Consider the following 8,278-nt stretch of genomic DNA (forward strand, 5'->3'; position numbering starts at 1 on the left):
GACGCACCCCGACGCCCCCGCCACCCCGACACGCGACACCCGCCACCCCCGGCCCACCCCCCACTTCCCCCAGCCGTTGTCAGACCCGCGGTGCACGATGGGAGCATGGTCGCTTCCGCCCTCCAGGGGTTCTCCGCCGCCACCCGCGGCTGGTTCTCGGGTGCCTTCTCCGCGCCCACCGCGGCGCAGGAGGGGGCGTGGCGCGCCATTCAGCGGGAGTCGGACGTCCTGGTGGTGGCCCCGACCGGTTCGGGCAAGACCCTCGCCGCCTTCCTCGCCGCGCTCGACGGCCTCGCGTCCGCGCCGCCGCCCGCCGAGGCCCGCAAGCGCTGCCGCGTGCTCTACGTGTCCCCGCTCAAGGCGCTGGCCGTGGACGTGGAGCGCAATCTGCGCAGCCCGCTGACCGGTATCCGGCAGGAGTCCGTGCGTCTCGGCCTGCAGGAGCCGGAGATCCGCGTCGGCATCCGGTCGGGCGACACGCCCGCCGCGGAGCGCCGCTCGCTCACCACGCGGCCTCCCGACATCCTCATCACGACGCCCGAGTCCCTGTTCCTCATGCTCACCTCGCAGGCGCGCGAGGCGCTGAGCGGCGTCGAGACGGTGATCCTGGACGAGGTGCACGCCGTCGCGGGCACGAAGCGCGGCACGCACCTGGCACTGTCGCTGGAGCGGCTGGACGAACTGCTGCCCCGTCCCGCGCGCCGCATCGGGCTCTCGGCGACGGTGCGCCCCGTGGACGAGGTGGCGCGCTTCCTGTCGCCGCAGCGCAGGGCCGAGGTCGTGCAGCCGGTCTCCGGGAAGGAGTTCGACCTGTCCGTCGTCGTGCCCGTGCCCGATCTCGGGGAGATGGGCGGCTCGCCCGTGGGCGAGAACGACAAGGGCGAGTCGCCCTCCGTGTGGCCGCAGGTCGAGGAGCGCATCGCGGATCTCGTGCAGGCGCACCGGTCCACGATCGTGTTCGTCAACTCGCGCCGTCTCGCCGAGCGCCTGTGCAACCGGCTCAACGAGATCGCCTACGAGCGCGCCACGGGTGAGCCGCTGCCCGAGGACCACGGCCCCGCGCAGCTCATGGGCGGCTCGGGCCCCGCGAAGGGCGCGCCGCCCGTGCTCGCGCGGGCGCACCACGGTTCGGTCTCCAAGGAGCAGCGCGCGCAGGTCGAGGAGGACCTCAAGGCGGGCCGGCTCCCGGCCGTCGTCGCGACGTCGAGCCTGGAGCTGGGCATCGACATGGGCTCGGTGGATCTCGTCGTGCAGGTCGAGTCGCCGCCCTCGGTCGCCTCCGGGCTCCAGCGCGTCGGCCGCGCGGGACACCAGGTGGGCGCGGTCTCGACGGGCGTCGTCTTCCCGAAGTACCGCGGTGACCTCGTGCAGTCCGCCGTCGTCACCGAGCGGATGCGCGGCGGGCTCATCGAGGCGCTGCGCGTCCCGTCCAACCCGCTCGACGTGCTCGCCCAGCAGCTCGTCGCGATGACGTCGATGGACACCTGGCAGTACGACGATCTGCTCGCGCTCGTGCGCCGTGCCGCGCCGTTCGCCGCGCTGCCCGAGTCGGCCTTCGAGTCGGTGCTCCACATGCTCGCGGGCCGCTACCCCTCGGACGCCTTCGCGGAACTGCGGCCCCGCGTCGTGTGGGACCGCGTCGCGGGCACCGTCACGGGGCGTCCGGGCGCGCAGCGCCTCGCCGTCACCTCGGGGGGCACGATCCCCGACCGCGGCCTCTTCGGCGTCTTCCTCGCGGGCTCGGACCCGAAGAAGGGCGGCGGCCGGGTCGGTGAGCTGGACGAGGAGATGGTGTACGAGTCGCGCGTCGGCGACGTCTTCACGCTCGGCACGACGTCGTGGCGCATCGAGGACATCACGCGCGACCGCGTGCTCGTCTCGCCCGCGCCCGGCGTCCCGGGCAGGCTGCCGTTCTGGAAGGGCGACCAGCTCGGCAGGCCGCTGGAGCTGGGGCGGGCGCTCGGCGCGTTCGTACGGGAGCTGGGCGGCCTGTCGCCGGAGGACGCGCGCCTGCGCCTGGTCGCCGCCGGGCTCGACGCCTGGGCGACGGACAACCTCCTCGCGTACCTGGACGAGCAGCGCCGTGCCTGCGGGCACGTCCCCGACGACCGCACGATCGTCGTCGAGCGCTTCCGCGACGAGCTGGGCGACTGGCGCGTCGTCGTCCACTCCCCCTTCGGCGCGCAGGTGCACGCGCCGTGGGCGCTCGCGATCGGCTCGCGGCTGCACGAGAAGCTGGGCCTGGACGCGCAGGTCGTGCACGCGGACGACGGCATCGTGCTGCGCCTGCCGGACGCGGACCTCCTCGGCCTCGACCTGCTCGACCTCGACGCCGACGCCGCCCCGAAGAAGACGCCGGGCACCGAGTACGACAGCGAGCAGGCGCCGGTCGGCGCGCAGGACACCCTCTTCGACCAGGAGGAGGTCGAGCGGATCGTCACGGACGAGGTCGGCGGCTCCGCGCTCTTCGCCTCGCGCTTCCGCGAGTGCGCCGCGCGCGCCCTGCTGCTGCCCCGCCGCGACCCGGGCCGCCGTACCCCGCTGTGGCAGCAGCGGCAGCGCGCCTCGCAGCTCCTTCAGGTCGCGAGCGAGTTCGGCTCGTTCCCGATCGTCCTCGAAGCGGTCCGCGAGTGCCTCCAGGACGTTTTCGACGTGCCGGGGCTGCGCGAGCTGATGGGCGACATCGCGGCGCGCCGCGTCCGCCTGGTCGAGGTGACGACGCCGGAGGCGTCCCCCTTCGCCCGCTCGCTGCTCTTCGGCTACGTCGCCCAGTTCCTGTACGAGGGGGACTCGCCCCTAGCCGAACGCCGGGCCGCCGCGCTCTCGCTCGACTCCCGCCTGCTCTCCGAGCTGCTCGGCCGCGCCGAGCTGCGCGAACTGCTCGACCCGGAGGTCCTCGCCGAGCTGGAGCGCGAGGTCCAGTGGCTCACCGAGGACCGCGCGGTCAAGGACGCCGAGGGCGTCGCCGACCGGCTGCGCCTGCTCGGCCCGCTCACCGACGAGGAGCTCGCGGCGCGCGGCGCGGAGCCCTCGTACGTACGGGAGCTGGCGGAGGCCCGCCGCGCCATCGAGGTGCGTATCGCGGGCCGGGCGCACTGGGCGGCGATCGAGGACGCGGGACGGCTGCGCGACGCGCTCGGCACCGCGCTGCCCGTGGGGGTGCCCGAGGCGTTCACGGAGCCGGTGAAGGACCCGCTCGGCGACCTCCTCGCCCGCTACGCCCGCACGCACGGCCCGTTCACGACGGCGGACGCCGCGGCCCGCTTCGGCCTCGGCACGGCCGTGACCGAGGGCGCGCTCCAGCGGCTCGCGGCGGGCGGGCGGGTCGTGGCGGGCGAGTTCCATCCGGCGGGGCGCGGTCAGGAGTGGTGCGACGCCACGGTGCTGCGGCGCCTGCGGCGGCGTTCGCTCGCGGCGCTGCGGCACGAGCTGGAACCGGTGGCGCCGAGCGCGTACGCGGACTTCCTGCCCCGCTGGCAGCACCTCGACGGCAACGGGCTGCGCGGCGCGGACGGCCTCGTGCGCGCCGTCGAGCAGTTGCAGGGGGCGACGGTGCCCGCCTCGGCGCTCGAACGCCTCGTCCTGCCCTCGCGCCTGTCCGGGTACGGCCCCGCGCTGCTGGACGAGCTGACCTCGGCGGGCGAGCTGCTGTGGGCCGGGGCGGGCGCGCTGCCCGGCAAGGACGGCTGGATCGGTCTCTACCCGGCCGATACCGCGCCGCTCCTGCTCCCCGACCCGCTCCCCCTCGAACTGGGCCCGCTGCACCAGTCGCTCCTCGACGCGCTCTCCGGCGGGTACGGGCTCTTCTTCCGCCAGCTCGCCGGGCAGGTCCGCGCCACGACGCACCCCGACGCGAGCGAACCGCAGCTGGCGGACGCCCTGTGGGACCTGGTGTGGAGCGGCCGGCTCACGAACGACACGCTCGCGCCGCTGCGCGCCCTGCTCGGCTCCGGGCTCACGGCGGGCTCGACGGCGCACCGCGCGCGCCGCACGGTGCCGCGCGGCAGGTACGGCTCCCTCACCGCCGCCGCGCGCACCGCCTCGCGCTCGGGCCCACCGACGGTCGCGGGTCGCTGGTCGCTGCTGCCGCCGCGCGAGGGCGACCCGACCGTGCGCGCGCACGCGCTCGCCCGCACCCTCCTGGACCGCTACGGCGTCGTCACGCGCGGCACCGTCGCCGCCGAGGGCGTCGAGGGCGGCTTCTCGAAGGTGTACCGGGTCCTCGCCGCCTTCGAGGAGAACGGGCAGGCGCGGCGCGGGTACGTGGTGGAGGGGCTCGGTGCCGCGCAGTTCGCCGTCGAGGGCGCCGTGGACCGGCTGCGCGCCGTCGCGACGGCGGCCGAACGGGGCGACGAGCGGGCGGGGCGTCGCGCCGTCGTCCTCGCCGCAGCCGACCCCGCGAACGCCTACGGTGCCGCGCTGCCCTGGCCGGAGCCGCCCGAGAACACGCCGCACAAGCCCGGCCGCAAGGCGGGCTCGCTCGTCGTCCTCGTCAACGGCGCGCTGACCGTGTACGTCGAACGGGGCGGGAAGACGCTCCTCGTGTGGCCCGCGACGCCGGACGAACCGGTCGCCCCGGACGATCCCCGGGTGGCCGAGGCCCTCGGCGCGCTCGCGGAGGCGGCCGGGGCCGGGGCGCTCGGCACCCTGACCGTCGAACGGATCAACGGGGCGCCCGCGCTCACCGCGCCGCTCGGTCCCGTCCTCGAAACGGCCGGCTTCCACGCGACACCGAGGGGGCTGCGGCTGCGCGCGCGGTAGCACCTGCCCCTGCCCGACGTGCGCGACGAGCCCGGTGGGACGGATCCCGCCGGGCGGCTCGCCCCCAGCGCCTCGGCCCGCGCGGGGGCTGTACACGGTTCCCGTGCGCCGGTGAGGGGCTGCTACCGTGAGCCTCGTAAGGTGCAGCGGCCTGTGGCCGTGTCGGGACTTCCGGCCAGCATGGCGCCCCCGTGGGGCGTCTGACCCTCTCATCGAGAGAGTCCTTCGCTGTGCCCGAACACACGTATCCCGCTCCGCGTGCCCGCTGGCTGGTCTTCGCCGCGGTCCTTGTCGCGGATGTCATGGATCTGCTGAGCACCACTGTCACGAATGTCGCGACCCCCTCCATCCTGCGAGACCTCCACGCGCCCGCCTGGCCGGCTCCCTGGCTGGGCGCTTCGTACGCGCTCGCCCTCGGTTCCACGCTGGTGCTCGGCGCTCGCCTCGGCGACCGTTTCGGCGCGCGCCGGGTCTTCCTGACCGGACTGTGCGGATTCGCGGCGGCGTCGGCCCTGGGCGCGCTCGCTCCCTCGGTCGGCGTGCTGGTGCTCTTCCGCGTCGTCCAAGGCGCGTGCGGGGCCCTGTTGATCCCGCAGGGCTTCACGCTGCTGCTGCACACGTTTCCCCGGGCGGAGCTCGGCAAGGTCTTCGGGCTGTTCGGTCCGCTGATGGCCGTCAGCTCGATCAGCGGACCGGTGCTCGCGGGCCTGCTGATGACGGCGGACCCGTTCGGCTCCGGCTGGCGGGCCGTGTTCCTGCTCAACCTCGTCGTCGCCGTCGCACTCCTCCCGCTGGCCGCCGCGTCGCTGCCGCGGCTCGACGCCGATCCCGCGGTGCGGCTCGACCCCGCCGCTGTCGTACTTCTCAGCGCGGGGCTGCTCGGCGTCCTCGCCGCGCTGACGCTGCTCCAGGCCCCGTCCTCGCCGGTGCCGCCCGCTGTCCTCGGCGTCCTCGGGAGCACGGCGCTGGCCGGGTTCGTGGTCCAGCAGCGCGGAGCGCGCCACCCGCTGCTGGCTCCCTCGCTGTTCCGGAATCGCTCGTTCGTCGCGGGCGTGGTCGTGGGGACGGGCTTCTTCGCCGTGACCTCGGGGCTGCTGTTCGCCACGACCCTGTACCTCCAGATCGGGCGCGGGCTGGGCGTGCTGCCCGCGGCCTCGATCGTCGCGGCGGCGTCCGCCGGCATCATCGCGGCGTCCTTCTCGATCCGGGCGCTGATCCCGAGGTCCGGCAGGCGTCTGCTGCTGATCGGGCTGCTCCTGTTCGCCTTCGGCGTGTGCTGCTACCTCGCCGTCGTCCTCTTCGCCGACGGGCCGCTGTGGCTGTTGGTGATTCCCTTGTTGGTGTGCGGGCTGGGGATGGGGTGCGGCTTCGGGACCGTGTTCGCCCTCGCGCTCGGCGACATCGACGAGCGCGAGGCCGGGAGCGCGAGCGGAACGCTGAACGGGGCGCAGCAGATCGCCAACGCGATCGGAGCCGCGCTGATCTCCGCCGGTTACCTCACGCTCGCCACCCGCACCTCCCCCGAGCGCGGGCTCCTCGTCTGTCTCGTCATCGTGCTGGGCTGCACCGCGCTCGCCCTGCCCCTGCTGCCACGCCGCGCGGCCGACACCCACTGAGCACCCGCCGGCCGGCCACGGCGCATCGTCCCCGGCCGGCCGGCGCCGGGTCATCACCCTCCGAAGACCCGCCGTACGGCGACGGGCCCGCCGCGCGCCGGTCCATGACGCGATGCGGTCGCGCGCTTCCGGCTTCTTCCGCGAGCGGAGCAGACTGGGGGCGAGGTACGTGACGTCGGTGCCGGTGTCCGGGCCCGCTCGTGGCAGGCTCGACGCCGGTGCCCCCGTCCCCGCGCCCGGCCGTCGTGCCGACGTCGTGCCGACGTCGTGCCGAGGCCCGGGGCGAGGAAACGGAACCAGCAGCGGGGAGGTCCCATGCCCGAGGGCGACACCGTCTTCCACACGGCGCGACGGCTGGACGCCGCGCTCTCCGGTCGGCGGCTCACGGTCGCCGACCTGCGCGTGCCGCGCTTCGCGACGGCGGACCTCACCGGGCGCGAGGTGCGCGACGTGACCCCGCGCGGCAAGCACCTCCTCACCCGGCTCTCCGGCGGGCTCACGCTCCACACCCACCTGCGGATGGACGGCGCGTGGCGCGTGTACGAGGCGGGCGAGCGCTGGCGCGGCGGTCCCGGCCACCAGATCCGCGCGGTCCTCGGCAACGAGGCCCGCACCGCGGTCGGCTACCGCCTCCCCGTCGTGGAACTGCTCCGTACGGCCGACGAGGACCGCGCCGTGGGGCACCTCGGCCCCGATCTCCTCGGCCCGGACTGGGACGCCGGGGCCGCGCTCGCCCGGCTGCTCGCCGCGCCGGAGCGGCCGCTCGGCGAGGCACTGCTCGACCAGCGCAACCTCGCGGGGATCGGCAACGTGTACAAGAGCGAGCTGTGCTTCCTGCTCCGCGTCACGCCGTGGACACCCGTGGGCGACGTGCCCGGTGTCGAGCGCGCCCCCGCCCTCGCCGCGCGCCTCCTGCACGCCAACCGCGACACCTTCCGCCGCGTCACGACGGGCCGCCGCGACACTCCGCTGTACGTCTACGGCCGCGCCCGCCGCCCCTGCCTGCGCTGCGGCACGCCGGTGCGCGAGGCCGAGCAGGGGGACGGGACGCGGGCCCGCCCGACCTACTGGTGCCCGGGCTGCCAGCAGGGCCCCGCACCGTCCTGAGCGCGCGAAACCGGGCCCCCGCCGCTCCGCGCGACACGAGGCCCGGCTTCACCGCACGACCACCGCCCCATCCGGCGACATGAGCGGGCCCGTCAGGTGGCCGTCGCCCGTGGTGCTCCGGTGGTCTCTCGTCACTCGTTGTTCGACGCCTGGAACATCCAGTGGTGCTTCTCCAGGTCCGCCGTGATCGCGATGAGCAGGTCCTGCGTCACCGGGTCGGGCTCGGCCGTCGCCGCGACCCGCTCGCGCAGCCGCGTGATGGCGGCGGCGAGGGCGTCGGTCATGGCCGCGACCGCGTCGTTGTCCTTGATCCAGCCCTCACCGATCTTGCCGATGCCGCTCGTCGAGGCGACGGTGGCCACGCGGCCGTCCGGCGAGACACCGAGGGTCGAGGCCCGCTCCGCGACCTCGTCCATGTGCGTACGGGCCGAGTCCACGACGTCGTCGAGCTGGAGGTGAACCGAGCGGAAGCGGGGACCGATGATGTTCCAGTGGATCTGCTTGGCGACCAGGGAAAGATCCACGAGGTCGACCAGCACGCCCTGGAGCGCGTCGGAAACGATCTTGAGGTCGGCTTCGGCAAGGGGGCTCTTCACTACGTACATCCGAATTCCTCCATCTGACTCACGACTCGGGTGCCCCCCTTCCGCTCTCTCAACCATGACATAACGAGGTGAAGCAGGTCACACGGAGAGAGGCGGCCCGCCGCCGGTAACGGCAGCCCCTACGGGCCGGTCCCGACAGGGCGGGCGTCCGCGCCCGGCGCGCGAAACGGCGGGGCCCCCACCGAAGTA

General features: G+C 74.9%; 4 protein-coding genes. 3 read left to right on the forward strand and 1 reads right to left on the reverse strand.

Features of this window, described 5'->3' with window-relative positions:
* Positions 1 to 105: 105 nt before the first annotated feature.
* From SSBG_RS05995 to SSBG_RS06005, 3 genes are all read left to right on the forward strand, one after another.
* The gene (locus SSBG_RS05995) at positions 106 to 4,761 is read left to right on the forward strand and encodes an ATP-dependent helicase (RefSeq protein ID WP_008745310.1); all 4,656 of its coding nucleotides are present in this window, start codon (positions 106 to 108) and stop codon (positions 4,759 to 4,761) included.
* A gap of 230 nt (positions 4,762 to 4,991) precedes the next feature.
* Positions 4,992 to 6,377 (forward strand): MFS transporter, encoded by a 1,386-nt coding sequence (locus tag SSBG_RS06000; RefSeq protein ID WP_037869055.1) that lies wholly within the window; start codon positions 4,992 to 4,994, stop codon positions 6,375 to 6,377.
* A gap of 315 nt (positions 6,378 to 6,692) precedes the next feature.
* A complete protein-coding gene (locus SSBG_RS06005; RefSeq protein ID WP_037869057.1) occupies positions 6,693 to 7,484 on the forward strand; it encodes an Fpg/Nei family DNA glycosylase in 792 nt (263 codons plus the stop codon).
* A gap of 131 nt (positions 7,485 to 7,615) precedes the next feature.
* Here SSBG_RS06005 and SSBG_RS06010 read toward each other — a convergent pair whose 3' ends face one another.
* Positions 7,616 to 8,089, reverse strand: coding sequence for a Dps family protein (locus SSBG_RS06010; RefSeq protein WP_008745313.1), 474 nt, complete (start codon positions 8,087 to 8,089; stop codon positions 7,616 to 7,618).
* Positions 8,090 to 8,278: the final 189 nt, after the last annotated feature.

Source organism: Streptomyces sp. SPB074, assembly GCF_000154905.1.
Taxonomy (GTDB): Bacteria; Actinomycetota; Actinomycetes; order Streptomycetales; family Streptomycetaceae; genus Streptomyces.